This window comes from Candidatus Binatia bacterium (assembly GCA_029248525.1).
Classification (GTDB): domain Bacteria; phylum Desulfobacterota; class Binatia; order UBA12015; family UBA12015; genus UBA12015.
In genome coordinates this window covers 101,506-126,488 of record JAQWJE010000016.1, presented here as the reverse complement: position 1 = coordinate 126,488, position 24,983 = coordinate 101,506, and the positions used below count along the sequence as shown (strand labels likewise).

The window sequence follows — 24,983 nt, the reverse complement described above, 5'->3', positions numbered from 1 at the left end:
CCCTGCCATACTTCGTTCAGCCCCAATCAGACGGGCAGGAGGAAACGCCAATGACCATCGACAAAACGACAGGACAGACAGAGGAGACAACCACGAACACGACCGAAAATACGAAGACGACCGCCATGAACGCGGCCCATTGGGCCCAGATGCTCGGCGACTGCACGCTGGGTGAAACCCTCGCACTGGAAGGATTGCAGATCTTCCCCCTGCACCGCGCGCCAGCCAAACCGGACAACCTCGACAGCGAGGCCGGGACTGGCAATGGCGAAAACGGGTCGGCGCACACAGCGCAGGAAAAGGCCTACACCCTCGCCGATGACCTGCTCGCGAAAAAGCAGGCCGAGATCCGCGAAGTCGATCAAGACGGCGTCGTCTCGGACCTGATCTTCGATAACCAGGCCGACAAGCATGCTCTGCTGCTCGACGGCATCGAGCTCCGCGGGTGCAAACAGAACCGCATGGTGAACACCACGATCCTGGCCACCGCCGGCGAAAAGACCACCGTCGACGTCAGCTGCGTGGAGGCCGGGCGCTGGCAGCATCAGGGAGAGACGTTCTCTCATAGCGGTCGCACCGTGGGTGCCACGCTGCGCAATCGCAAGGCCCATATGGTGCATGCCGCCCCGAGCGAACCCGAATTGCGCGACGCGCCCGACTTGGCCGATGGCCCCGACGGCTTCACAACCGAACACCGCTCGGATGTGCCGGGCGGGACGGCCGCATCCGAACAGGCTTCGCGCGAGCAAACCGAGGCCGAGCGCCTGACTCGACATTACGACCGTCGTGCGCGGCACAGGCGCACCGGGTCTCCGCGGGAATTCATGCATCAGGAACCTGGGCGCGCCCGAACCAACCAGGCGGCGGTCTGGAATGAAGTCGACCAATACATCCAGAGCCATGGTGCCCAATCGGCAACCTCCGCACTGGATGATGTTTACGAGTCGGTGGCCCGAGAGGACGCCGATGCCGGCAAGCGGTCCGGCGAGCGTGCCGGAGAGCGTGCCACGGCACGAGCAGCCGCACAGGAAAAGGTCGAAGTCCGCCTTCAGGAAATGGAGGCCAGCGGGGCGATCGTGGCACTGGGCAACCGGATCATCGGTCTCGACCTCTTTGCCGACAGCGCGACCTTTGGCGGTTTCTGGAAAAGCGTGGCCGATGGCTACGCGCTCGATGCGCGGAGTCATGCCCGGAGTCAGGCACGGAGCCGGCAACAAAGTGAGGCACAAGACCGGAGCCCCGAGCAAAAGCAGCAAGCCGACAATGCCTCGGAACCCGATTCTACCGAGGCCGATTCGTCAGAGGCCACCGTCTCGCGCGAACAGGTCGAGGCCTGGACCTCGTTTCTCAAGACCGGAATCGAGCTCGCACCGCGCGAGCTCGCCGGAGCCGGTGAGCATTTCAGTCTGCAGGGCCCGGGCGTGGCCGGCGGTCTCGTTCTCCTCGAAGGCGAACTTGTCCATGCGGCCCTCTTTCCGGCCCTGAGCTAGTCCCGGGCGGAGGCAGCCATGGCTGCGTCCGCTGACACGTTCCACCCACAAAGCACACGCCCTCTTCGAACTTCCTCGACCTGAACAACCAAACCCGACCCACGCCGAAATCCTTCCGAGGGCGCCATCCTCGCCTGCGGGCCTCGATCCTTCTCGAGGCCCGCACCGCGGGAGAAAAGCCCCTGACGCACAGGACTGCGAAGCCCCCCGGGTGCCGAAAGTCCTTGTCTTTACGAGCAAACAAAAGCATCCCCAAGTTCCATCCCTCATCGATTCTTGCTACTTCCGTCGCGGGGCGGCGCACTACGGCCGCCCCAGGCACCTTGCCACGGGGCAATGATGTCGCGGCAAAGAAACCAAGAATCGCCGCACTGATGGGGAGGATTGAGGATGAAAACGTTTGGAACCATGGCAATCGCAGCGCTGGCCGCATTCCTGATGCCGGCCACCACAGCACACGCCGATGGCATCGGTGGCTATATCGAATACTCGGGCTACGCGGACACCGTCGACTTTGCTGGCGCGGGGAAGCTGGACCAAAACGGCAATAGCATCGGCGTTGGCGTGACCTACTCGACCAACCCGCAGGGCGATCATCTCTTCAACTACCGCCTCGATGCAGGTTACGCTCATACATGGGATGAGGTCGGTGCGTCGGGGACCAACAACTGGAACGGCTTTTCCATGAACAATGCCTTCGGGTTCCGCGTGTTCCAGGATAGCAGCACCCGTGTCTGGATCGGCCCCGCGGTCGGCCTCGGTTTCGATGCGCTCGCCGATTCAGGCCCTGGTCCCGACATCTACACTTTCAGCATCGGCGGCGGCCCGCAGATCGGTGTAAACCTCGCTACCAGCGAGAGCCTGACGGTTGCCTTCACTGCTGGCTACCAATACCGTTACCGCCACGTGTGGAACACCGACTTGGATTTTGACGATGGAGCCGACGGCCATGGGAGCCATTGGCTTGCCAACGTTGCCGTGATGTTCAACACCGGCTCCTGAGCCGCGAGACGCGACTCGATCGTCCGACCCCGAGCGCGAATGGTGCTCGGGACAACGACGATTCATGCGAAAAAAGAGGAGACTGTCTCACGACAGTCTCCTCTTTGCGTTTGCGCCCGGAGCCTCAGCCCTCGACAACCACCTCGGTGGGAATGATCTGCTGCGCATCCAGAGCAACGATATCCCCACCGATGCTGGCGACCCCATCGATCGGCGTCTCGACCGCACCGCCAGTGATTCGGTAGCGCACGTCGCCCGGCTCGACGACAAATTGCATCTGGCGATCGTAGAGACCGAGCTGTGAGCGATCGAGTTGAAAGCGGACCCGAACCGAGGCGCCCGCGGCGAGCGCGATGCGGGCAAAGCCCGCGAGCTGACAAACCGGTCGCGTGACAGACGCAACGAGGTCCTGAATCTCCAGGCGCAGCACCTCGACGCCGTCGCGGTCGCCCACGTTCTGCAACGTGCAATCGATCGCGAGAATACAGTCATCCGCCGTCGTCCCCGCGCACACCTCGGCGTCCGTGCAACGGAACTGCGTGTAGCTCAGCCCATGACCAAAGGGATAGAGCGCCTCGGATGGCGCATCGATATAGTCGGGCTCAAAGTTGCCCATCGCCGAGCCCGCGTCCCATTTCAGTCCACTATGCAGGGGAATCTGGCCTGCGTGATGCAGCATGCTCACCGGCAAGCGACCGCTGGCATCGACCACGCCGCTCAGCACGTCCGCGATCCCGTGGCCGCCCTCCTCGCCCGGGAGAAAGGCTGCGACCAGGGCGCCGGCGCGGCCGGCAATCTCGGGGACCGCAAAAATGCGACCGCCGACGAGCACGACCACCGTCGGCGTCCCCGTTGCCAGTACCGCGGCGACCAATTCCTGCTGGGCGCCCGTCAGTTCGAGATGGGCGGCGTCACGGAACTCGCCGCTGGTGCACCCCGGCACCAGACCCGAGCGGCCCCCGACAAAGACCACGGCCACCTCGGCTGCGGCCGCGGCCTCCACGGCGGCGGGGATCTCGCGCTCATCCGGGTTTGATACGCCACAACCGCGGATGTGGGTCAGGGTCGCGTCGGGGAAGGCCTCCCGCAAACCGGCCAGCGGCGTCACGATCGGTGGGAAAAACGGCCCCGCGGCAAAAGCCTGCTCGTCCGGCCGCGGCAGGATCGCGCCCGCATCCTCTTCGCTGGGGCGATAGATAATCTCGAGATGTGCCGGGTAATGATAGTCGCCCTCCAGCAATCGCTCATCATCGGCGGCAGGGCCGATCACGGCAATCCGCTTGAGATCCGCGCGTAGCGGCAAGGTGCCGTCGTTTTCCAGCAAAACCACGGATTGTGCCGCAAGCTTGCGGGACAGACCGCGCGCCTGCGGCGTCTGGTAGGAAGCCGCAGCGATTTCCTCCTCGACAAAAGGGTTCTCGAAAAGGCCCAGAGCAAACTTCAGATCCAGAACGCGCGCGACCGAACGGTCCACCACCGATTCAGCCAGCGCACCCGTCTCCACAAGTTGCTCGACTTCCGCGTAGCAATCGGTCGACGGCAGCTCGCAATCGAGCCCCGCCTCGAGCGCCATCAAGGCCGCGTCCGATTTGGTCCCTGCCACCCGGTGGGCCGTGATCAACTGATTGGTCGTGAAATAGTCCGCAACCACCAAGCCCCCGAAGCCCAATTCGCGGCGCAATAGATCATCCAGAATCTCGGCAGACCCGCCGCAAGGCAGACCGTCAACTTCGTTGTACGCATTCATCATGCAGCGCAGATCCGCTTCCTGAATCGCGGCGAGAAACGGGCGCGCATAGACTTCGCGCAGATCGCGCGAGCCGACATGTGCCGGCTTGTGATTATGCCCCCCCTCCGAGATGCCGTAACCGATAAAATGCTTGCCGGTGGCCGCGACCCCATGGCACAGATCGTCGCCCTGCAGACCGCGCACATACGCCACTCCCATGCGAGCGGCCAGATAGGGATCCTCGCCATAGGTTTCCTCCACCCGCCCCCAGCGCGGGTCGCGGGCAACGTCCAGCACCGGCGACAGGCTGAGTCGGGCGCCAACGGCCACCATTTGCTGGCGGATCAAGTCGGCGCCCTGCCCGACCAGATCCGGATTCCAGGTTGCGGCCAAACCGATCCCCTGGGGCAACTGGTCGGCATCTCTTGCGGTAAACCCACCGACGCTCTCTTCATGAACGATCGCCGGAATGCCCAGGCGCGTTTCGTCGAGCAGAAACCGCTGGATCCGGTTCATGAAGGCTGCGTTCTCCCGCGGACGCAGCCCGGTGGCGGCCGCAATGCGCGTGACCTGCCCGGCACCATCGGCCATCATGGTGCGTGCACGCTCCTCCGAGAACGCCTCGTCCTCGACAAGGAAAACCGACCACGTACAACCGATCTGGGCTACTTTCTCGGCCAAGGTCATCCGCCCGAGAAGATCGGCCACCCGGGCCTCTCGTGGCAAAGTCGCATCTCGATAAGGGGCCTCACGCAGAGAAACATCCATGGCCTTCTCTTAGCGGGCCTGCTGGCAACTGCGCCAGCCGAACCGAACTGAACCGACCATAAATCCCATGGTCCACCACCGGGACGCCCGAGGCCGGACCACCGCCTGCAGTCGGGCCTTCCTCCCGGCCGGGATTCCCGGCAGCGTCCGCACCCAGTGGCGCGAAGGACATCCGTTCAGGCTGCGCAGAAACTTGCGCAAACAACGGTCAGGCTCTCCGAGCTCTCATAGATCGGCATGCGCATTCTCTTGGAAAAACCCACGCTGAACTCTCGAAGAATCCCCCTTCACGCCAAGCGGCCCCAAAAAGACAGCAAAAGGCACAGCCCTTGCATGCTCCACAGAGCGGACCATGGAGAGCGCGGTTCGATTCCGAAGCCAGGAGGCTCGATAATGTTGAAGGCATCTCATTTCAAAATTGCGCGCAGGCGTTGGACCGATCCAGCCGGTCTCGCGATCGACCTTGTCTTCAGCGCGACAGCATTGGTCGGGGCCCTGCTTTGGGCGTGCAGCTAGGCGGTCAGGCGCGGTGGCCTCGAGCCTCATCCTGCAGGATCTCGATCAGGCCGGGCAATTCATCCCGACCGATCAGGACACAACGCCGCGGTAACCGTTCCGCCTGTGCTCGGGCCGCTTTCGTATAACCCGATTGGGTGACGACCGCGGCAAGATCACAGCTGTGGTAATCGGCTCCTGCGTGCACTTCCTGCACGGCGGCATTGCCCACATTGCGCTCGTATCGCTTGGCTTGAATCCCGATCCGAACGCCGCGGTAGGTCGCCAGAACGTCGACGCCGAAGTCTTCCGCGACGGGCCGGTCCTCAATATGAAAGCCTGCCTGGGCCAGCAGAACCTGAATCCATCGCTCGAAGTCCGCGCCGCTCAACCGGTCGAGATCCCTCAACTGCAGGCGCAGAAACCGGCGGCGATACCGGTGCGATCGGTACAGGCATAGGACCAACAAGGCGCCGAGCACCAGCAGGAAGAATCCTGGCGAGTTTTCGGAAAAAAACACCGCCAGCGCGAGCCCGCCAAGGGCAATCGCCAGCAAAAACCCCGAGAGAACCGACCGTAAAACCACCATCGGGGGCCGTCGTCCCGGTCTCCACCAACGCCGCCTCATCGCTCCTCATGGAATCGCGACTGCCCGGTTGGGTCAACCCGCCCGCCCCGCAAAACGCCCGCATACCGGCACCGCAGGCGCGAAGCTCATAGACTTCGCCACCGGCTCTTGCATCTGATCGCGAACCAGCGCAGGAAAAGAGATATGTTTGACCCAAACGAAGACCCCTCGGGCGAAGCCTGGGATGAATCGATCCCCGTCCTCTCACCACCACCGGAGGTCGCGCGCGGGAAGGATTCGTGCCTGCTGGTCATCGCCCTGACCACCGCGCTGCTGGGGTTGGCCACCCACGCGTTTGCCGGCAGTTCGGAGGAGACAAATTCGCCCGTGGGTGCAGCCGGCGACCTTGCCGTGGCTGCTTCGGCGCCGCAGGCCGTGACCACCGCAAAGCCGACGACAGCCACATCCACGGGAACAACGACGGAAACCACCGCGACAACCCCACGCGCATTGACCGCCGCCGAGAGCCGCGAGCTTGCCGAGGCGACCTATATCTATCTATCGAGCACCCGGAAGGATGGTTCGCTGAGCAAACCGGCCGAGATCTGGTTTGAGGTCATCGATGGCGCGATCTACGTCGGCACCCGCCCCGACTCGTGGCGGGCGAAGCGTTTGGGATGGGGACGCGATGGCGCCAAGATCTGGATTGGCAAACGCGACGGACCGTCCCTGCGCGCCACCGGCGCTTTTGTGGAGGACCCTGCCCTCTACCAGCGATTCTGCGACGGTCTGGCAGCCAAATATCCCAAAAGTTGGCCGCGCTTTGAAAAAGGATTCCGCGAGGGACTGCCGGACGGTTCGCGTGTCCTGATCCGTTATACTCCAATGGGATCCAAAACTTCCTGAGAGCCTCGCTGGAGCGCTATCCGTCACGACGGCAATCGCCGCTCTCGACTCATCCCGCGGAGTCGCGCGAGGCCACGCCGTGTCGCGCGCGACCGCGCGATGCCACCCAAGTCCACGCCCGACCACCTGAGTCCAGCGGACACCACCCGGAACCACCTGAGGCCAGAAAGAGCTACCTGCAGCGATCTGGGGCAAATAGGCACCACGAGACCCCAAAAAAGCCCTTGAATTCCGGGCCGGCAGAAATTCTTCTCGCAACCAGATGGAACCAGTGAGACGCTTGGCCGCAGCACGGACCTTGCTTCTGCTTGCACCGACGCCTCCTCCGTGGACAAGGAACCCAAACCTGCCTTGCAGAAAATTTCAGGAGTTGTCGGATGAAAAATCGGATCTGGATCTCGTTATTGGTTCTTGGCGCCATCGTGGCCTCAGCACCACGGGCTGCCGCCGCTCCCGGTAAATCGCTTCCGGTAGAGGCCTATGCGCAGGACGGCTATCTGCGCGGCCCGGCGCTTTCGCCCAGCGGCCGCTATATCGCCGGCGTGGTCCATCATGAGGGACAGAATCTGGTGCTGGTCTGGGATCTGGAAACTGACAAGCGAGCACCGATCGCACGACTCGATTCGACCAAGCAATACCTTCATGGAGTGCAGTGGGCGAATGAAGACAGAATCCTTGCGACTGTCAGTTGGCCCAACAACTACACCTACATCGATGGCAGCGTTGGCCGCAGGAATTGGATGATCGGGATGGACCGCAACGGTGACAACCAGCGCCTCTTCGGCAAAAACTGGTAAGGACGCCCGAACAATCACCCCCTTGGGCTTCAGCTTCGACAAGAATATCGTCTACGTCAGCAAGCGAAGTCCGTCCGGCACCGCCGGGGTATATGAGTTCGATATTTCGGCCAAGAAGTTGGGGAAACTGGTCTATTCGCACCCCAAATATGACGTCCACAGCTTGATCTTCGATAAAAAGCGAAAAGTGCTGGAGGGAGTCTATTGGCTGGGCGACACCTACAATATTCATTTCCTGGACAAGCAGTCCCAAAGGGAATTCGATGCGATTCGCAAGGCATTGGGCGGAGGTAATATCTTCGAGACCAGCCGAAGCCTCGACGAAAAACGTAAGCTTTACTACGTCGACGGTCCCGAGCAGACCCCGCGGATCTATCTCTACGACCGACCCACGAAAAATATTCGGGAGCTTTACAGCAAGCTGCCGATGATCCGAGATGGTTCTATCGCCAGGGTCCGCAAGATCAATTTCAAGACGCGCGATGGCTACCCGCTCGAAGGTTATCTGACCCTGCCCAAAAATGGGCCGGCCAAGAACCTCCCGACCATCATCTACCCTCATGGCGGCCCTTGGGCCCGCGACTCGCAACATTTCGATCGGACAACTCAATTTCTTGCGGACAATGGCTTTGCCGTGTTGCAGATCAATTTCCGAGGCTCGGAGGGCCTCGGAGAAGAACATATGAAGGCAGGCTATCGTCAGGTCGGCGACCGGATTCAGGACGACATCACCGACGGCACACGCTGGATCATCGAGCAGGGAATCGCCGATCCCGAAAGAGTCGCAATCTATGGCGCGAGCCACGGTGGATACGCGTCCCTGATGGGTCTCGCAAAACATCCTGAACTTTACCGGTGCGGTGCCCCTTTGGCACCAGTCACCGACATGTACGACATGGTAAACCGCCAGCGCTGGCTCATCTATGGCGCCGCCAACAAGCTCGCTTGGGGAGATCTGCGGGTCGAGGGCGAAGCGGAACGCCTGCGGCAAAATTCACCGATCAATCTGGTCGCGAAGATCGAAGATCCGGTCCTTCTGGCTCATGGCCGCCACGATGGCATCGTTCCCCACAAGCATAGCGTCCGCATGCAGGACGCGTTGGAGGATGCTGAAAAAAAGAGCGAGATCGTCCTCTACGAGGATTGGCATGGGTTCATCCACCAGCCCAATCGTATCGACTTCTACACACGCCTGCGGGACTTCCTGCAGACCTGTACCGCGTAAACCGCCTGATATCGTCGCGCACCGCAGGGAGGTGTGCGTGCGGGATCCGCGGGAGCAGGTGACCCGCGGAAACCTTCTGGCCCGCGGCGCGGGTGCTGAGTTGAGACAAATTCGGCACCGGTGATAAGGTCGCCGGGTGAGCGCATCCGAATCAGATCCGGTACGAGCAGCGGTTCTGCGAGCCGCGCGCGAGTTCAATGCCGGCAACTACTTTGAAGCCCACGAGGAAATCGAGGAGGTTCTCGACGATACGCCCGATGAGCTCTGGGACCTCCACCTCGGCCTGATCCGCGTCGCTGTCGGCTATCATAAGACCTCGCAACGTCTCGATTCCGGGGCGGCTCGTATGCTGCGGCGCGGGCTCGAGACCATGGAGGCCTATCCCGAGGTGGCCGGCGGCATTCACCTCACGCCCCTGCGGGCGCGCGCGATCCGCGACATCGCTCTGCTGGAGAAGGGCCGGGGCGGTGAGGTCGACCTGGCGAAATCCCCGCCACGGCTCCAACCCATGCCCCGGCAGCGAAAATCCTCCGGCTCCTGAGAATTCCCGCTCAGCGGGCCGATCGGTGGTTCCAATGGGTCCATACCGAATGCCCATCTATTGCGGGCACAACCACCGACAAGCTATCGTTCTCCCCGTGTCTGCTGTTGATCTCTCGAACCCGGAGGCCTTTGTCGCCGGCGTCCCGCACGAACACTTCCGCCAATTGCGCGAAAATGACCCCGTGCATTGGCAACCGGAATGCCCTCTCCCCGGAGTGCCGCAGGGTGCGGGCTACTGGACGTTGACCCGCTACGAAGACGTCGCGTTTGTTTCCAAAAACGCCGATATCTTCTCGTCCGAGACCGGCACCAGCATCATGTCGGATATGCACCCGCGCGACCGGGCCAATATGCAGCAGCAGATGATCAATATGGACCCGCCCTCGCATACCGAATTGCGCAAGTTGATGAGCCCGCATTTCAAGCCGCGCACGGTCGCCCAAACCGAGGAACATACCCGTAAGATCGTCCACGACACGCTCGGCAAGTTGGTCGGAGAAACCGAAATCGATTTCGTGGACGGTTTCTCAGCGCCGATCTCGCTACGAGCCCTGACGGCCTTTCTGGGCGTCCCCGACAAGGACTCGGGTAAATTCTATCGCTGGACCAACAACCTGATCGGATCTTCCGACCCCGGCGTGAGCAATAACTTCTGGGCGCGATTCTCGGTGCTGGAGCTTTTTTTCTATGCTGCCCGCCTCGCCCGCAAAAAACGTCGCCACCCGACCGACGATATCTGGTCGAGTCTGGTCAACGGTAACCTGCGCGACCAGCCGCTCAGCCGACTCAAGCTGGGCATGAACTTCTTCCTGCTGTTGATCGCCGGCAACGAGACCACCCGCAATGCCCTCAGCGGCGGCATGCAGGCCCTCTGCGAGCACCCCGAACAACGCGAACTGCTGCAAAACGACCTCTCGCTCCTGCCCGGCGCAATCGAGGAGATGCTGCGCTTCTCGACCCCCGTCATGCAGTTCCGGCGCACCGCGATGCAGGACACCAAGATCGGCGATCAGGAAATCCGCCGCGGCGACAAGGTCGTGATGTACTACGGCGCGGCCAACCGCGATCCCGAGATCTTCCCCGACCCCGACCGTTTCGACATCACCCGCGACAGCCAGCATCTGGCCTTCGGTACCGGCACGCATTTCTGCGCCGGCAGTCATATGGCACGACTCGAGATGCGTGTTGCCCTCGAAGAACTGCTGACCCGTTACCCGAGTCTGCAGCTTGCGGGTCCGGTCGAGCGCCTGCGCTCGAACTTCATCAACGGCATCAAGCGGATGCCCGTGGCCCTGAACGCGGCCCGTACCCACTGATCCATTTTACCGGAGAGCACCATGCCCCTTGATCCCCGACACCCGGTCATCGCCGGCGCAGCCCAATACGTCCAGCGCCTCGACGACCCGCACGATGCCCTCGACCCACTCGGCATGATGGAAAGAGCCCTGCGCGCCGCAGCCGACGACGCCGGCGCCCCCGACCTTCTCGCAGCGATCGATAAAATCTATCTGCCACGCGGCACCTGGCGCTATGGTGATCCGGGTAAAGTATTGGCCGACCGTATTGGTGCCGACAACCCGCGCACCTCGATCGGCATTATCAGCGGCCATATCGTGCAGATCATGATCGACCGCGCCTGCCAGGAGATCGCCGACGGCAAGCACGATGTGATCGCAATCGTCGGCGGCGAAAGCGAGTACAGCAAGCGCAAGCTGCGTAAACTCGATCCCGGCGCGCTCTGGGAAGAATCCGATGCCGGAGAACCCCACGAGAACCTCGGCAGTTACGGCTCACAGCCGATTTTGACAAGCGAGAGGAACGCCGGCGCGTTGATCCCGTCAGCCACCTTTGCCCTGTGCGAAACCTCGCTGCGCCATGCCCGCGGCGAAGCCCCCGGGGAGCACCGTCGTCGCATCGCGGAAATCTCCGCCCGATTGAGCCGCGTGGCCACCGGCAACCCGTCGGCCTGGATCCAACGCCCGGTCGATGCCGAAGAAATCCGCGTCGAGACCGCACAAAATCGGATGGTGAACTATCCCTACACCAAGCTGATGACCTCCAACATTGCGGTCGACCAAAGCGCGGCCCTGATTCTTTGTTCCACGCAAGCTGCCCAACGCTTCGGCATTCCCGACGACAAGCGCGTCTATCTGCGCGAAGCGGTCGAAATGAACCATGTCGCCTACCTCTCGGCACGCGAGAAGTTGCATGATCACCCCGGCATGACCATGGCCGCGCAACGACTGCTCGAGATCTCCGAGGTCGACGCAGGCAACCTGAGCCAGATCGAACTCTACTCCTGCTTCCCGTTTGCCGTGCAGGCCAGTGCTGCAGCCCTCGGCATCGACGAGACACGCCCGCTGACCGTCACCGGCGGGTTGACCTTCTCTGGTGGCCCCTTCGGCAGTTATGTCGTGCACGCGATGGCAAGGATGGTCGAATTGCTGCGCACGACCCCCGGCGAGGTCGGCCTGGTGGGTTCGGTCGGGGGCACCTTCCAGAAATTCGCCTATGCCACCTACAGCACCGAACCGGGGGCCACGACGACCCCGCGGATCGAGAACGTCAGCGAGGACTTTGCCCGCCTGCCCGAGCGCGCGTGGCATGAGAACTACCAGGGTCAGGCCGTCACCGAGAGCTACACCGTCCACGCCGAAGCCAGCGGACCGACCCGGGCGACATTTGCCTGCCTGACCGATGCCGGCGAGCGCGTCTGGGCGTCGAGCGAGGACCCGGACCTGCTCGCCGCCATTCTGCGCGACGAAGAATTCTGCGGCCTCCCGGCAAGCATCGCCGAGGGCCGGCTGACGCTACTGTAGGTCGGGCAAGGACTCGGTACCCGCGATGCGCCTTTTCGTTTACGGATCCTTGATGCAGGGACAATCAGCGGCCTGGCGTTTGGCCGAGGCCCGACGAATCGGGCCGGCCCGAACTGTCGACGGCTTTGCCCTTTTCGATCTGGGAGAATTTCCGGGCATGCAGAGGGCCGCGCAAGGTACGGTGTACGGCGAAATCTACGAGATCCCGGCGGAACTCCTACCGGCACTCGACGCTTACGAAGACTATCCGACCCTCTTTTCCCGCGAAGCTATCGGCCTGCTCGATCAGGGTCAGGCGCTCGCCTATTTGTTCCGGGGAAAGACGACACCCGACGAACGCCTTGGCGATGGCCGCTGGGGTCCCGCCTGACCTGAGGGACCGCGACCGGTGTCCCACGGGGTTGACGGCCTTTGAGCGGTGGGGTTAGCCGAGGGAAGCCGAACAAGGAGTACAAAATGTCGATTCCCGCTGAAGCCCTGCAATTACGTTCCCTCCTGCGCGAGGATGCCCAACTAGAACTGTCGCTCCAGATGGCACCCGTGCCGGAACCCGATGCGGATCACGTTCTGGTGCGCATGGAAGCAACACCTATCAATCCATCCGATCTCGGTCTGCTCTTCGGCATGGCCGATATGACGCAAGCCGAGTATGGCGGCACGGCCGACGCACCGGTTGTGACCGCCCCCGTGGGCCGCGGCGCGATGGCCATGCAAAAGGCACGACTGGGTCAGTCCCTGCCGGTGGGCAACGAAGGTGCGGGCGTTGTGGTCGCTGCAGCAAGCTCGGACGCGGCACAGGCCCTGATGGGCAAGACCGTCAGCGTCGTCGGCGGGGAGATGTACTCGCAATACCGGGTGGTGCCCGCATTCATGTGCCTGCTGCTCAACGAAGGGACCACCCCGCGACAGGGTGCCTCGTGTTTTGTGAACCCTCTGACCGCGCTCGGCATGGTCGAGACGATGAAAGACGAGGGCCATAGCGCGTTGGTCCATACGGCAGCGGCCTCCAATTTGGGCCAGATGCTCAACAAGATTTGTCTGGCCGACGGCGTGGAGCTTGTGAATATTGTGCGCAAAACCGAGCAGGAAGATATCCTGCGCGAAATCGGTGCGAAATATATCTGCAATTCATCCGACGAGAATTTTCGAAAAAATCTGGTCGAGGCACTCGCAACGACAAACGCCACTCTGGCCTTCGATGCCACCGGCGGAGGCGAACTCGCCGGCGACATTCTCGGCGCCATGGAAGCCGCCGCCAACCAGAACGCAACCGAATTCAGCGGCTACGGATCCACCGTACACAAGCAGGTCTATATCTACGGCGGCCTGGACCGATCGCCCACCACACTCAACCGCAACTTCGGCATGGCCTGGGGCCTCGGCGGCTGGCTCCTGACACCGTTCCTCGGAAAAATCGGCATCGAAGCGATGCAGAAACTCCAGCAACGCGTCGCCGCCGAAATCGACACGACTTTCGCCAGCCACTATAGTGCCGAGGTTTCTCTGGCGCAGGCGCTCTCGCCCGAGGCTATTGCCGACTACGGCATGCAGAAGACCGGTCATAAATACCTGATCAATCCATCGCTCTAGATCGGGTGGGCCGTGGGTCACAGACCCCCGGCCTGGTTCGGCTTGCGCCGGATGATCGCCGGTATTTCTCCGCCCTGCTTTATTGCCATAACGGCGCTCTCCTGTCAGAACGAACGTCAGGAAAGCAGAGCCGATGAAATTCCCGCAGCCGACAAAGGACGATGTGCAGACGGTCTATCGCGAAGAGACCGACAAGCCCCTGCCGGAGAAGCTCAACCCGCAGACGCGCTATGCATTTTTCTCGACGGTCGCCCGTGGGGGGAAATCGATTATTCAGTCCTGTCGGGATCTGCACCTCGGGCGCGTGATCTGTCATAAATCGCTGCGGAAGGAATTGTGGGACGACCAGATCGAGCAACAACGGCTGCTCCGCGAAGCGCGCGTCACGGCGACGCTGCAGCACCCCAATACCATCCCCGTCTACGAACTGGGCCGGGACAATCGCGGCGGGATCTACTTCACCATGAAGCTGGTGCACGGCTACACCCTGCGCGAAGTTTTTGCCTACCGTGATCGCTATGACCTGGTCCAACTCGTCGAGGTTCTCATTCAGGTCGGACAAGCTCTGGACTACGCCCACAATCATGGCGTTGTTCATCGCGACATCAAGCCGGAGAATATTCTGGTCGGACCTTTCGGGGAAGTCCTGCTGCTGGACTGGGGCCTCGCGAAGGTCTGGGGGCGCGAGGATATCTCCGAGGAGCCGCCCGACGAACCCGAGAGCCTGATGGACCCACCCGATAGCTCGCTGACCGGACAGGGCGCTCTGCAGGGCACGGTTGCTTATATGTCCCCGGAGCAGATTCGCCGGGACCGTGGAATCGATGCCCGGACGGACGTCTACAGCCTGGGCGCGGTGCTCTATGAGCTGATCTCGGGGGAACTCCCGTCGCCCGGCGATACGGTCGGAGAGGTGATCCGGAGTGTCGGCGAAGTCGAGGTAACGCCCCCGTCCGAGCGGTCCAGTCGCAACATCCCGAAACAACTCGAAGCCATCTGCATGACCTGCTTGCAAAAGAACCCCGCGGATCGCCACCGCAGCATGGCTGATTTGGTGCGCCTGCTCCAGGGCGGCTGGACTGCCTGACCAAGCATTCGGACACAGTCAGGGACCGCGCTCAGGGGATGGGACTCCTGCACGGCTCGTAGCGGGACGCAAAAGACTCTGGCGGGGGTCTGGTGCCGGAATGCGACGCCCGGCACAAAAAAACGGAGCCGCTTGCGCGACCCCGTTCTCTCGTTTCACGATCCAGACAACGAACGGTTCAGGCGAGGCCTTCTTTCGTCGTCTTCACGATGGCTGCAGCCACCTTGTAGGGATCCGCGTTGGACGCCGGACGACGGTCTTCCAACCGACCCTTCCATCCGTCTTCGACCGTACCGATCGGAATACGGATCGAGGCACCACGGTCCGACACGCCATAGCTGAACTGGTCGATGGACTGCGTCTCGTGAGCACCCGTGAGGCGCTGGTCATTCTCGGCGCCGTACACCGAGATATGACGCTCGATGTTCTTGCCGAACTCGTCACAAATCTTGGTGAAGACTCCTTCATCACCCAGATCACGCATCGCACCATTGGAGAAGTTCGCGTGCATGCCCGAACCATTCCAATCCGTGTCGCCCAGAGGTTTCGGACGCCAGTTGATCGCATAGCCATAACGCTCGGCAACACGTTCGATCAGATAGCGAGCGACCCAAGTCTCGTCGCCGGCACGCTGGGCGCCCTTGGCAAATACCTGAAATTCCCACTGGCCTGCGGCCACTTCGCCGTTGATGCCTTCGACATTGATGCCGGCTTCGAGGCAGAGATCGAGATGCTCCTCGACGACTTCGCGACCGAAGGCATTTTTAGCGCCAACGGAGCAATAGTAAGGGCCCTGAGGGGCGGGATAGCCGCCCGCCGGGAAGCCCGGAGGCAGATCCGTGTCGGGATCCCAAAGGAAATATTCCTGCTCGAAACCGAACCAGAAGTCGGCGTCGCCGTCTTCGATCGTCGCGCGGCCGTTGGACTCATGGGGCGAGCCATCCGCGTTCAGAACTTCGGTCATCACGAGATAGGAATTCTTGCGGCCCGGATCCGGGAAGATGGCGACCGGCTTGAGCAGGCAATCCGAAGAGCTGCCGTCGGCCTGCAAGGTCGAGCTGCCATCGAAGGACCACATCGGGCATTCTTCGAGTGTGCCACCAAAATTTTCCCGGACCTGCGTCTTGCTGCGCAGGCTTTGGGTCGGCTTGTAGCCGTCCAGCCAGATGTACTCCAACTTTGTCTTCATCGCTCCGTTTGCTCCTCAACTAGAGTTGGTTGAACACGCCACCAGGGAAAGGATCCGCGAGGACAAAACTTGCCGTTTGTATCCTCGCCCTGCCTTTTCTGTGTGCAGTTCCGACCAATGATTTTGATTGTCCCTTTGGAGCAGCAACATCTGCGCCAGCCGGGTGATCGGAAATATAGGGGTTGGTGTGGAATTTTCAATCTCGAATGCAAAGCGAAGCGAGATGCGTGCTTATTTTTAAGGCATTGCAAGCTCAAGATTTAGGCAATCGGCTCCGCTCGACCAGAAAAGCGACACCCAGGAACGAGAGGAGAACGGGCAAGATATAAAAGCCGGGAGCCCCCCAATCCATTCCTCGCGGCCGGTAGATCTCCCCGGCCCAGAGACAGCTGCCGGCATAGCCGAAAAAGATCGCCGCGCCGCACACCGACCAGATCCCGAGGCGGATACCGGCAGGCGGCTCGCTCGACATCCTGTCGGAGCGCAAGCGCAATAAACCGGCCCATAAGGGAAAATCCCAAAGCAGAAGGAGCAAGGCAGCCAGCGTCATCGCCGTCACGACAATCGCTGTCGGAATCGCTCCGGTGCCCCAACACAGGACCAGAATCCCGCAGCAAACAGGCAGAAAGACCATCGCTCCCAGCGCCCCGAAAAATTGGGTCATCAACAGCAAGGCCGCGACGAGCTGGACGACGCCGACGAAGCGATAGAGCAGACCGGTCGCATGGAATGCGTGCAAAAAGTCGTGGAAAATTCCCAGATTCGCCGGATCGGTAAACGGTTGACCGATAATTTTTTTCAATCCTGAGGGAACAAAGGCGAACCCCAGAACGATCCGCAGCTGGACGACCAGATGCCACCAAAGCCGCGACCGATGCGCAGATGCCCATCCAGAGATCATTTTTCTGCCCCTCCCCCGGAAGGAAACCTGTTGACGGTCATGACCACACCCTACAGTATTTCCAGAGCACTCAAGGGGATTCACCACATGTTTTCAGATTCACTTCGTTGTATTTTTGCGTTTTCGCTCGTCCTCGGGCTGAGCATCGTCTTACCGAGCCCGGCCGCAGGTGCGCCGGACGCGAAGCTCTGCGCCTCCGGCAAGATGAACGCCGCGCGGAACTACGCCTCCTGCATCATGAAATTCGAAGTAAAGGCGCTGAAAAAAGACACAAACGCCGAATACCTTCGCTGCGAAGTCGCCCTGGCACGCGCCTGGTCGAGGCTGGAAAGACCTTGCGGCGAGGCCGCACTCACGGAGGGACTCACAGCCCCGGACGTCCTCGCGCTCGCCGATACCACTTCGCTCGCCCTGGCCTCTGCCGCCGGCGATGCGGCACCACTGATCGCGACCACACTTTGTACCGGTTCGAATGTTTTGGTGGATAACGGCAACTGCGTTCCTTCATCGGTACTCTGCGAAGGCGACGGCGTCGCGATTCAGGACGGCGAATGCGTCGCGATTGGCTCGCCGCAGGTCGGCTGCACCACGATTGCGAATATTCGCGCGAACGGAATACCGACTGAGGCCGCCTGCGTCGAGAACGTGCTGGTGACCGCCATTACCGACGATGGCTTTTATGCGCAGGACACAGCAGGCGGGACGCTCGCCGGGATCCGCGTGGTCGTAAGCGGTGGACAAATCGACGAACTGGGCATCAGCCCCGGGGATCTCGTCGACGTGAGCGGGATTTTTGATGAGTACGAGGACTGGGACCACCCGGAAACGCAGGCGCAAATCGAGGTCCCCAACGATGGCTCGGTATCGACGGTCGCGAGCGGCTACGCGATCCCCGACAATTTCCTGTCCGGTGCTGCGGCGGCATCCGATGCATACGAAAGCCAGTCCGTATGCCTCGAGAACCTGCGCATCGGTGTCGGCACGACTACCGGAGCGGATACGATTCGCGATGCTTTCGGTGCCAGCTTGCGCGTCGACACCTCGCTCTATGCCCCCAGTTGGAGCCCCGGCGACACCGTCGATCAGGTATGCGGTATCGTGACAATCGACGAGAACGGCTTCGGCCTCGCCGCGCGGAGTCCCACCGATATCGGAACGATCACCTCCCCGCCCCCGCCGAGCAGTGATCTGGTCGCTGGCGATATGGCCATCATCGGCATTCATAGCGACTCGCCTTCGGGCTTCTCGATGGTCGTGCTGCGCGCTGGAGGAATCTCGGCCGGCACGGAAATTTTCGTAACCGACAATGGCGTTCTGGATAATTGCACGATGCGCCCGGGCGAGGGAATTCTGCAGTACATTGCCCCGACCGTTCTCCCGCAAGGGACCGTCATTCGGTTCGACAACTCCGCCGAGGACTTCGACACCTTCGACGGTGGATTCAACCTCTCGACCGCGGGCGATCAGGTCCTTCTCTATCAGGGCTCCAGTTCGCAACCTGAATTCCTCTTTGCCGTCCAATCCAATAGCTCGCAGTGGCAAACCGGCGCCGACGACTCCAACCAATCGGCGGTGCCCTGTGGACTGACGGCTGGCGTAAATGCCGTCGCCGTCGGGGCGGGCCCTGACGACGAAGACGAATTCGACAACGCCTACTTCGACCCCACTCCCGGTTTCTTCTGCTCGACCGCTGCTTCCTGCCTCGCGGCCATCGCAGATCCGATCAATTGGACCGGCAGCAATCCTGCTGTCGATACGCTGATTCTCGAGTCGATTCCCGGACTCTGACGCTCTCCTGCAGAGGGACGGCCCGCCGACACAGATGGGCCGGAGGCCCCGGCGGCGTCGATCCTATCCGGCCGGGCCAACCAGCAGCCGAGGTTCGTCGATGATTTTTTTGCCAACTTCTTCGGAAACTCGTGCCACAGACTAGGCAAACCGAGCAAACTATCCTAGAGGCAAGAGTCTTATGGAAATCCATTACGCCACTCTCTGGGAAACGTTTGCCGACCTGCTCGCCGATCGCGATGCCGTAATCCATGGTCAGACCCGCCGCACCTGGGCTGTCTATGAAGATCGCGCGGCGCGCCTGACATCCGCCTTCGCAGCGGCTGGCCTCGGACCTGACTCGAAGATCGGCATGTACCTCTTCAACGGCAACGAGTATATGGAGACCCAATTTGCAGGGATGAAACTTCGCGGCGTTCCGATCAATGTGAACTACCGCTACCTCGACGACGAACTTCTCTATCTGCTCGACAATTCCGACGCCGAGGCTCTGGTCTTTCACTCCAGTCTCAGCGACCGCGTAGCGCGGGTTCAGGCGCGAGCCACCAAGGTAAAACTCTGGGTGGAAGTCGACGATGGCGGCGAGAGCCTCCCTGGTGCCGCGCACTACGAAGACCTGATCGCCAGTCACGAACCAGCGCCGAGAATCGAGCGCAGTTCGGACGATATCTATATGCTCTACACCGGTGGCACGACCGGCATGCCCAAAGGCGTGATGTACGACATCGGAGGGATGCTGCAGGGACTGATGAAGTCGGCCTTCCCGATTCTGGGACTCGGTCTCCCCGAGATCGAGGAAGTCCCCGCCTTGGTCGAGAAGCTGCACGCCGACGGCGGTGCCTTCGCTTCGATCCCGGCCTGCCCTCTCATGCACGGAACGGGAATGTGGTTGGGCGCTCTGATTCCGCACCTGGCCGGGGCACCGGTGATCACGCTGGAAAGCCGCTCTCTGGATGCCCACGAACTTCTCGCGACCGCCGTGCGCGAGAAGGCGGGTCAGATCACGATCGTCGGCGATGCCTTCGCCAAACCGATCCTGAAAGCTCTTGGCGAAGCCCGCGACGAAGGGAAGCCATATGACCTCTCGCACCTTCGCTTCATGATGTCCTCCGGCGTGATGTGGACATCCGAGGTGAAAGAACAGCTTCTGGAGTGGCATGATATGTTGCTCATCGACGCCATGGGCTCGACGGAAGGCAGCATGGGCACGCAGCTGACGGCGCGTGGCAATATCGGTCAGACCGCGAAATTTGCCATGAACCCGACAACGAAAGTCTTCACCGAAGATGGGCGTGAAGTGAAGCCCGGCTCGGGTGAAACCGGCATGGTCGCCGCCGGCGGAAGCGTCCCGCTCGGCTACTTCAAGGACGAGGAAAAATCGGCGGCCACGTTCAAAACAATCGACGGCGTGCGGTACTCCTTCCCCGGAGATTGGGCGATCGTGGAGGCCGACGGCAGCCTCACTCTTCTCGGCCGAGGCTCCAACTGCATCAATACCGCCGGCGAGAAAGTCTACCCGGAAGAGGTCGAGGAATCGATCAAACGACACGACGACGTTGTCGACTGTCTCGTGGTGGGAATCGACGATGAAAAGTTTGGCCAACGGGTCACTGCGGTGGCCTCGATCAAGGCGGGGATTGCCCTGTCGGGGCCGGACCTGCGCGAGTTCCTCCGCGACAAACTGGCCGCCTACAAGATGCCCAAGCAGATTGTGATTGTGGATCAGGTGCGACGGGCTCCCAACGGGAAGGCCGATTATAAATGGGCCCGAACCGTCCTCGAGGAAACTGCGGGCTGAGCCGTGCGTTCGCGCTCGGCCTGAAACCCGCGACGCCGGGCTACCCGGAAGTTCTTGCCGGCTCTCGCGGCAAAGTGTGCAGAAAACGCAGCACCGTCTTCGCAAATCCGCCCAGATCATCCATATGCGGAGCGTGCCCATAGCCTGCCGGGGAGGCAAACTTCATGTCGGCGGGAAGGTTGCGCAGAAAGAAATCCCGCTGATAGCGGGGAAGCACGCGATCCTGTGCGCCCCAGAACAGGAAAGTCGGGCAAGCGACCGAGCGCACCTCCTCGGCCGACAGCATATCGTCCGCGCGGACATTCTCGAGGAGCTCCCGCAGGGCGGGCGATGCCATCCGGGCCGCGACCCCAAAAGCCAGAACCGGCCGAAGAGCGTGCTCGCGGCCGAGAAAATGATCGACAAAATCCAGAGCCTCGCGCCGCGTGCCGATGGCGAACGTCGACAGCAGCGAGTCCAGCTCTGCGCCCGCAGCCGGGGCACCGCCGGGAGACGCAAGGAAAAGGCCTCGCGTCAGCTCCGGCATGCGCGTCGCCAATCGCACCGCCTCAAGCCCTCCCATCGAATTCCCGAGCAGCACGGACGGCTCCTGCAAGACCGCGCGCAATCCTTCCTCAAGCCCGGTAGCCAATAATTCGGCATGCATTCCAGCCGCGGGCACCGGACTCAAACCGTGACCGAACAGGTCGGGCGCAATGATCCCGCGGACATGCCGGCGCAGCGCCTCCATCAACCCCGCATAATCGGCCGCGCAAGATCCCAGCCCGTGCAGAACAACTACCGGAGGAAGCTTCCCGGTCCCCGGAACTTCCAGAACATGCAGATCACCGACGGATGTCGGCACCATACGGCTCCCGAATCCGCGGGTTTCGAGGACAGCCAGCGAACCGATATCCACGGCCGCCATCGTCGCTCCGAAAAAACGACGCTCCATCCCCAACCCTGCCGACCGAACAGTCTCGGCGGCCTCCCAGAGCCGGTGTCCATCCCAGGGGGGCCTCATTACTCAGACCTCATCCCTCGGGCCGCAACATACCCAGCCCCAGCCGAGCGTTCTCACGATGGCTGGGGCGTATTGAGAACACGTACATTATCGCGGAGGATTTTCTGCCGATCGCCATCCGAGAATGCAGTGAGCTCGGATAAATATTCCAATGGCTGCGGCATCCCTTCGATATGGGGCCAATCCGAACCGAAGATTACCCGATCGGTTCCCATGATCTCCGCGACTTCGTTGACATCATCTTCCCAGAAGGGATTGATCCAGACGTGGCGTCGGAAGGTTTCCATCGGATCTTCCCCGAACCAGTCAGCGCGCCGCAGGTGATGCTGACCGAGTTTCCGTTGCAGATCGGGGAGAAAGTCACTGCCATTCTCGACCGATGCCACGCGCAGGTTCGGGAAACGCACGAAGAGCTTCTCGAAGACCAGAGTGATCAAATAATCATAGGCCGCCCGCTCGATATTGAACGCCTTGATCGAAGGCGACCAACCACCTCCGAAGGTCGCGGAAAAACCATCAGGCGCATAACCGTGCGTTGTATAGCCGCTATCCCCGGCATGGACGACAACCGTAATCCCCGCCTCGTTCACCCGAGCCCAGAAGGGATCAAACATCGGATCGGCCGGCGACTTCGGCCCGTCCTCGGTCCAGACGGCGGCCGGTCGCATGCAGATCAGGCGAGCCCCTTTTTCCAGTACCCGTTCGAGCTCGGCACAAGCATCGTCCACCCGCGACATCGAAATATAGGGCGCTGCAAAAATGCGGTTCTGGTAGTCCATGCCCCAATCTTCTTCGAGCCATTGGTTGAAGGAGCGAAAAAGAATCTGAACCGCTTCCGGGTCCTCCTTGAGCAGTTCTTCATAGAGAACGCCGAGAGTCGGAAAGAGCCAACACGCCTCGAGGTTTTGTTGCTGGAGCACCTCCACCCGCGCATCGCGATTGCGATATTCCGGCCGAATGGGTTCGCGGTCACGCAACATCTCGAGGGGGCTTCGACCCGTCGGATTGCCGCAGAAATAATCGCGCATCGCTCCGGGCTTCGCGATCGGATCGAATGTCGGGTTACTCACGGCATAAGAAACCCGGCCACCGACGACATGATATTTACGTCCGTCGACTTCCGCCCACTGCACGGTGCGTGGTCCCACTCGGGGATCGAGATGACGGGTAAAAGCGTCGAGAGCTTCGTAATAATGATTGTCCGCGTCGAAGGCGGGGTAGGCGAGATCATCCATACCCTTATGAGTGGCTCAGTCCGGAGCTTTGCGCAATGCCTGCGGTTCGTCCAGCCAAAGATTCAAAGCCACCGTGCGTGCATTTCGGCACTGCAGGACATGTTCGATCGCGCGCCGAATCCGCCGCTGCTGGCCGGCCGTCCCGGCCACCTGACCCAATAAATACTCCGCCATGCGGCCATGATCTTCTTCCGCATAGGCGTGCACCCGAAAATTCTCGACTTCCATCCCGTAATGGTCGCGCATGCCCTCGAACATCATGCGGGCATAATTCGTGGAGGCCGCAAACCGCTCACCTGCCCAACCAAAAGCCGCCAGCCCCTCCTCGTAGGAACGTCGCATATAATAAAGCGAGGTAAATACGGAGCCTACGGTTTCAGGCATGGCTCGATAGTTCATCAGTTCGTCGTCCGAGATTCCGAGCTGGCGGGCCCAATCCACCTTCATATCGACGTGGTTGGGATCTCCCGCGTAGCCCATCTCATCCGCCAGGTTCTGGGCCCAGTGGGCATAATGAGAACTCGTATCGAGACGCAATGCGTCTACGTCAGGAGCATTCGCGACCAGAGAGCCGAACTCGGCGGTGTACCATTTCCCGAGGAAATAATACTCCTTGCAGAGCCTGACCAATAGATGCGGGGCCAGAGTCCCATCCGCCACGCATGGCCAGACGCGGTTTTTTTCCACCGCGATCTCGTTCTGCAAGACCTCGAGTTCCGCCAGAAAATTCTCGACCGTCAGAGCTTCTCCGCTCTCATGGTTTCCTTGTCGCACATCGGCGAATTCACGCTCGCTCATGGGAACCTTTCCTGTCCGGGCAATCGATTGACCTATGGACCTGATGCTGTGGCTATCACCGTCGTCCCGCGATCGGCAACCTGCTTTGGCCGAGTCCGGGCGAAGGAACGCCCACGTGCCATTCCCAGATTCAGGAGGAGGCAGATGGAACACCCGCCCCCGGAGACAGATTCAACCGCCGCAAGGCCACCGAAGCCGCCACCAGCAGCAAGCCGTCCGGAGCGCGAAAGCGAACCTCCACAAAACAGTTCGCTCCCCGACTTTTGAGGAGTTCGGCTTCGAGCAAGAATCGGGGCGCTCGCACGGGTTCGAAATAGTCGATCCGCATATTCAGTGTCGTGAGGCCCATCGACTGCTTCTCGCCCGCTCCCATGGTCTGGCGCACCATCGCCAGTGCGATAAAATCCACATAGGTTCCGGTGAAACCACCGAAGAGTTGTCCTCGGTAGTTCTGGAGAAGAACCGGAAGTGTCGCCTCGACAACTAGACGCCGGGCTCCAGCTTCCGTCACGTTCCAGGACGGGGCATCGAGCAAATCCCCAATGCGATGCCCGCGATCGATCAACCGTCCTTCCGGAGCCCGATCCCATGCCTTGCGTGCCTCGGCGATTCCATCCAGATCAAGGCCTGCGTCGATTTCTTCCTCGGGCTCGGACATGCTCCAGTTTTACGAACCGGAGAGCCCGGCGCCACCCAGCCTCAGCTGGGGGGCAGATCAGCCAGAACTTCGCTAGCGTGGCGCGAGGGGCTGACCGAGCCGTATGCTTTCAGAACTTTGCCGTCCGGACCGACCAGGTAGGAGATCCGGCGGGCATATCCCTGGTCGCGAGATGTGGCCGCGCCGACCTGAACGGCAAGCGCTCCGTCGTCGCTCAGCAGCCGGTAGGGGAAGTTTTCTGCTTTGGCGAAGGCAGCATTCGCCGCCGGCTTGTCAAAGGAGACACCGAGGATCTCGACTCCACGCGCCACGAATTGGGGATGGGCGTCGCGCAAGGCCTGCCCCTCGGCGGTGCATCCTGAGGTCATGGCTTTCGGATAGTACCAGAGGAGATAGCTCTTCCCGGCAAGCTGCTTGGAGGTGACCTCCTTGCCGGATTGATCCTTCATTTCCCACGCCGGGAAAGCATCGCCGACCGCGATCATTGCGGCCTCGGCGGTCAATGCCCCGCCCGCGAGACTTCCGGCCAAAAGTGAAAGGATAATGGCGACCTGCTTCATACGATTGATCATGGCCTGATTCTGTCGGAAACCA

23 protein-coding genes are annotated in these 24,983 nt (G+C 61.4%); 14 read left to right on the top strand and 9 right to left on the bottom strand.

All coding sequences use genetic code 11. From position 1 onward, the window contains the following. Together P8K07_05000 and P8K07_04995 are read left to right on the top strand one after the other, a co-directional pair. A partial coding sequence (locus P8K07_05000) for a hypothetical protein (protein ID MDG1957882.1) occupies nt 1-1,490 on the top strand: 1,490 nt, incomplete at its 5' end. A gap of 390 nt (nt 1,491-1,880) precedes the next feature. Beyond that, a complete protein-coding gene (locus P8K07_04995; protein ID MDG1957881.1) occupies nt 1,881-2,492 on the top strand; it encodes a hypothetical protein in 612 nt (203 codons plus the stop codon). Between the two features lie 124 nt (nt 2,493-2,616). Here P8K07_04995 and P8K07_04990 read toward each other — a convergent pair whose 3' ends face one another. After that, entirely contained in the window at nt 2,617-4,989 is a 2,373-nt protein-coding gene (locus P8K07_04990; GenBank protein MDG1957880.1) for a glycoside hydrolase family 3 N-terminal domain-containing protein, read from the bottom strand. 393 nt (nt 4,990-5,382) lie between these two features. Between P8K07_04990 and P8K07_04985 the strand changes: the two genes are divergently transcribed. Further along, nucleotides 5,383-5,505, top strand: coding sequence for a hypothetical protein (locus P8K07_04985; protein MDG1957879.1), 123 nt, complete (start codon nt 5,383-5,385; stop codon nt 5,503-5,505). 4 nt (nt 5,506-5,509) lie between these two features. On the opposite strand, the gene P8K07_04980 is transcribed toward P8K07_04985, so the two are convergent. Then, nucleotides 5,510-6,073: a restriction endonuclease gene (locus P8K07_04980; protein MDG1957878.1), complete on the bottom strand. Its 564-nt coding sequence runs from the start codon at nt 6,071-6,073 to the stop codon at nt 5,510-5,512. A gap of 183 nt (nt 6,074-6,256) precedes the next feature. Between P8K07_04980 and P8K07_04975 the strand changes: the two genes are divergently transcribed. From P8K07_04975 to P8K07_04935, 9 genes are all read left to right on the top strand, one after another. Continuing rightward, entirely contained in the window at nt 6,257-6,958 is a 702-nt protein-coding gene (locus P8K07_04975; protein MDG1957877.1) for a hypothetical protein, read from the top strand. A 377-nt stretch (nt 6,959-7,335) separates the two neighbouring features. Beyond that, on the top strand, nt 7,336-7,755 hold the full coding sequence (locus P8K07_04970; protein ID MDG1957876.1) for a hypothetical protein: 420 nt from the start codon (nt 7,336-7,338) through the stop codon (nt 7,753-7,755). Continuing rightward, nucleotides 7,721-8,980: a prolyl oligopeptidase family serine peptidase gene (locus P8K07_04965; protein MDG1957875.1), complete on the top strand. Its 1,260-nt coding sequence runs from the start codon at nt 7,721-7,723 to the stop codon at nt 8,978-8,980. Before P8K07_04970 ends, P8K07_04965 begins: the two co-directional genes overlap by 35 nt. 136 nt (nt 8,981-9,116) lie before the next feature. Next, nucleotides 9,117-9,521 carry a DUF309 domain-containing protein gene (locus tag P8K07_04960; protein MDG1957874.1) on the top strand — a complete coding sequence of 135 codons (405 nt, stop codon included), beginning with the start codon at nt 9,117-9,119 and terminating at the stop codon, nt 9,519-9,521. A gap of 97 nt (nt 9,522-9,618) precedes the next feature. After that, nucleotides 9,619-10,839, top strand: a complete 1,221-nt coding sequence (locus tag P8K07_04955) for a cytochrome P450 (GenBank protein MDG1957873.1) — start codon at nt 9,619-9,621, stop codon at nt 10,837-10,839. Nucleotides 10,840-10,860: 21 nt separating this feature from the next. Then, nucleotides 10,861-12,342 carry a hypothetical protein gene (locus P8K07_04950; protein ID MDG1957872.1) on the top strand — a complete coding sequence of 494 codons (1,482 nt, stop codon included), beginning with the start codon at nt 10,861-10,863 and terminating at the stop codon, nt 12,340-12,342. A 25-nt stretch (nt 12,343-12,367) separates the two neighbouring features. Then, nucleotides 12,368-12,712: a gamma-glutamylcyclotransferase gene (locus P8K07_04945; protein ID MDG1957871.1), complete on the top strand. Its 345-nt coding sequence runs from the start codon at nt 12,368-12,370 to the stop codon at nt 12,710-12,712. Between the two features lie 86 nt (nt 12,713-12,798). Continuing rightward, nucleotides 12,799-13,932: a zinc-binding dehydrogenase gene (locus P8K07_04940; GenBank protein ID MDG1957870.1), complete on the top strand. Its 1,134-nt coding sequence runs from the start codon at nt 12,799-12,801 to the stop codon at nt 13,930-13,932. Nucleotides 13,933-14,065: 133 nt separating this feature from the next. Beyond that, nucleotides 14,066-15,019 carry a serine/threonine-protein kinase gene (locus P8K07_04935; GenBank protein ID MDG1957869.1) on the top strand — a complete coding sequence of 318 codons (954 nt, stop codon included), beginning with the start codon at nt 14,066-14,068 and terminating at the stop codon, nt 15,017-15,019. Nucleotides 15,020-15,197: 178 nt separating this feature from the next. Here the strand turns inward: P8K07_04935 and P8K07_04930 are convergent, their stop codons facing one another. Continuing rightward, nucleotides 15,198-16,208, bottom strand: a complete 1,011-nt coding sequence (locus P8K07_04930; GenBank protein MDG1957868.1) for a glutamine synthetase beta-grasp domain-containing protein — start codon at nt 16,206-16,208, stop codon at nt 15,198-15,200. 253 nt (nt 16,209-16,461) lie between these two features. Next, complete coding sequence (locus P8K07_04925) at nt 16,462-17,109, bottom strand: hypothetical protein (GenBank protein ID MDG1957867.1); 648 nt, start codon at nt 17,107-17,109, stop codon at nt 16,462-16,464. A gap of 87 nt (nt 17,110-17,196) precedes the next feature. Here P8K07_04925 and P8K07_04920 point away from each other — a divergent pair, with 87 nt between their 5' ends. Next, entirely contained in the window at nt 17,197-18,897 is a 1,701-nt protein-coding gene (locus tag P8K07_04920; protein ID MDG1957866.1) for a hypothetical protein, read from the top strand. A 181-nt stretch (nt 18,898-19,078) separates the two neighbouring features. Further along, nucleotides 19,079-20,695 carry an AMP-binding protein gene (locus P8K07_04915; GenBank protein ID MDG1957865.1) on the top strand — a complete coding sequence of 539 codons (1,617 nt, stop codon included), beginning with the start codon at nt 19,079-19,081 and terminating at the stop codon, nt 20,693-20,695. A 40-nt stretch (nt 20,696-20,735) separates the two neighbouring features. On the opposite strand, the gene P8K07_04910 is transcribed toward P8K07_04915, so the two are convergent. The 5 genes from P8K07_04910 to P8K07_04890 all read right to left on the bottom strand — a co-directional run bounded on the left by P8K07_04910 (nt 20,736) and on the right by P8K07_04890 (nt 24,961). Continuing rightward, complete coding sequence (locus P8K07_04910) at nt 20,736-21,698, bottom strand: alpha/beta hydrolase (GenBank protein MDG1957864.1); 963 nt, start codon at nt 21,696-21,698, stop codon at nt 20,736-20,738. A 53-nt stretch (nt 21,699-21,751) separates the two neighbouring features. Beyond that, nucleotides 21,752-22,933 (bottom strand): amidohydrolase family protein, encoded by a 1,182-nt coding sequence (locus tag P8K07_04905; protein ID MDG1957863.1) that lies wholly within the window; start codon nt 22,931-22,933, stop codon nt 21,752-21,754. 15 nt (nt 22,934-22,948) lie between these two features. Next, nucleotides 22,949-23,731, bottom strand: a complete 783-nt coding sequence (locus P8K07_04900) for an iron-containing redox enzyme family protein (protein MDG1957862.1) — start codon at nt 23,729-23,731, stop codon at nt 22,949-22,951. Between the two features lie 130 nt (nt 23,732-23,861). After that, the gene (locus P8K07_04895; GenBank protein ID MDG1957861.1) at nt 23,862-24,389 is read right to left on the bottom strand and encodes a PaaI family thioesterase; all 528 of its coding nucleotides are present in this window, start codon (nt 24,387-24,389) and stop codon (nt 23,862-23,864) included. Between the two features lie 41 nt (nt 24,390-24,430). After that, nucleotides 24,431-24,961, bottom strand: coding sequence for a peroxiredoxin (locus P8K07_04890; GenBank protein ID MDG1957860.1), 531 nt, complete (start codon nt 24,959-24,961; stop codon nt 24,431-24,433). Between the last annotated feature and the right edge of the window lie 22 nt (nt 24,962-24,983).

Excerpts from the sequence above, each read along its gene's own strand:
- P8K07_04995 (MDG1957881.1), top strand. The coding sequence starts at position 1,881 with ATGAAAACGTTTGGAACCATGGCAATCGCAGCGCTGGCCGCATTCCTG.
- P8K07_04990 (MDG1957880.1), bottom strand. The coding sequence starts at position 4,989 with ATGGATGTTTCTCTGCGTGAGGCCCCTTATCGAGATGCGACTTTGCCA.
- P8K07_04985 (MDG1957879.1), top strand. The coding sequence starts at position 5,383 with ATGTTGAAGGCATCTCATTTCAAAATTGCGCGCAGGCGTTGGACCGAT.
- P8K07_04980 (MDG1957878.1), bottom strand. The coding sequence starts at position 6,073 with ATGGTGGTTTTACGGTCGGTTCTCTCGGGGTTTTTGCTGGCGATTGCC.
- P8K07_04975 (MDG1957877.1), top strand. The coding sequence starts at position 6,257 with ATGTTTGACCCAAACGAAGACCCCTCGGGCGAAGCCTGGGATGAATCG.
- P8K07_04970 (MDG1957876.1), top strand. The coding sequence starts at position 7,336 with ATGAAAAATCGGATCTGGATCTCGTTATTGGTTCTTGGCGCCATCGTG.
- P8K07_04950 (MDG1957872.1), top strand. The coding sequence starts at position 10,861 with ATGCCCCTTGATCCCCGACACCCGGTCATCGCCGGCGCAGCCCAATAC.
- P8K07_04945 (MDG1957871.1), top strand. The coding sequence starts at position 12,368 with ATGCGCCTTTTCGTTTACGGATCCTTGATGCAGGGACAATCAGCGGCC.
- P8K07_04940 (MDG1957870.1), top strand. The coding sequence starts at position 12,799 with ATGTCGATTCCCGCTGAAGCCCTGCAATTACGTTCCCTCCTGCGCGAG.
- P8K07_04935 (MDG1957869.1), top strand. The coding sequence starts at position 14,066 with ATGAAATTCCCGCAGCCGACAAAGGACGATGTGCAGACGGTCTATCGC.
- P8K07_04930 (MDG1957868.1), bottom strand. The coding sequence starts at position 16,208 with ATGAAGACAAAGTTGGAGTACATCTGGCTGGACGGCTACAAGCCGACC.
- P8K07_04925 (MDG1957867.1), bottom strand. The coding sequence starts at position 17,109 with ATGATCTCTGGATGGGCATCTGCGCATCGGTCGCGGCTTTGGTGGCAT.
- P8K07_04920 (MDG1957866.1), top strand. The coding sequence starts at position 17,197 with ATGTTTTCAGATTCACTTCGTTGTATTTTTGCGTTTTCGCTCGTCCTC.
- P8K07_04915 (MDG1957865.1), top strand. The coding sequence starts at position 19,079 with ATGGAAATCCATTACGCCACTCTCTGGGAAACGTTTGCCGACCTGCTC.
- P8K07_04910 (MDG1957864.1), bottom strand. The coding sequence starts at position 21,698 with ATGAGGCCCCCCTGGGATGGACACCGGCTCTGGGAGGCCGCCGAGACT.
- P8K07_04905 (MDG1957863.1), bottom strand. The coding sequence starts at position 22,933 with ATGGATGATCTCGCCTACCCCGCCTTCGACGCGGACAATCATTATTAC.
- P8K07_04900 (MDG1957862.1), bottom strand. The coding sequence starts at position 23,731 with ATGAGCGAGCGTGAATTCGCCGATGTGCGACAAGGAAACCATGAGAGC.
- P8K07_04895 (MDG1957861.1), bottom strand. The coding sequence starts at position 24,389 with ATGTCCGAGCCCGAGGAAGAAATCGACGCAGGCCTTGATCTGGATGGA.
- P8K07_04890 (MDG1957860.1), bottom strand. The coding sequence starts at position 24,961 with ATGATCAATCGTATGAAGCAGGTCGCCATTATCCTTTCACTTTTGGCC.